Source organism: Planococcus sp. RAB007_Raresut (assembly GCF_057369535.1).
Genome location: NZ_JBXYIF010000033.1, coordinates 1 through 438, shown reverse-complemented (window position 1 = coordinate 438; position 438 = coordinate 1). Strand labels below are relative to the sequence as shown.

1 protein-coding gene is annotated in these 438 nt (G+C 42.0%); it reads right to left on the bottom strand.

Translation table 11 applies throughout. The annotated features are described in order from the left end of the window. Positions 1-131 precede the first annotated feature (131 nt). Positions 132-311, bottom strand: coding sequence for a hypothetical protein (locus AC2Q9J_RS17600; RefSeq protein WP_499041960.1), 180 nt, complete (start codon positions 309-311; stop codon positions 132-134). Between the last annotated feature and the right edge of the window lie 127 nt (positions 312-438).

The window sequence follows — 438 nt, the reverse complement described above, 5'->3', positions numbered from 1 at the left end:
TGATTCCAAAAGTAAATGTGGGATCAGACGTTTTTATTCAATTATCTGCTTCATATTGAATTTTCCCTCATCAACAGTTTCGCTCACTTAACATTTTTAGAAAACGCCTATTGCCTAGACGTGTTCTTTTTCTATTTTTTCTTCTCAACATAATTGTGCAATACACCTTCGACCAACTCATAGAGTTTCATGTCGTTCTTCAAGGCAATCTGTTTCAACTGCTTATGTAACGCCACATCCATGTCCAGCGATACTTTCTTCCGGACGATCTGTTCGGGCCTTGTCTCGATCGCGAAATAATCGTCGTTCAACTGGGACTGTCCCGTGACCGGGTCTATTCTCAAAGGCTCAGATGCGATTTTTATCGGTTTGGGTGTACTGACACGACTCTATTGCTCGAAATCGAGCACTTTCTTGTCCGCATTCGGATGGTTACGA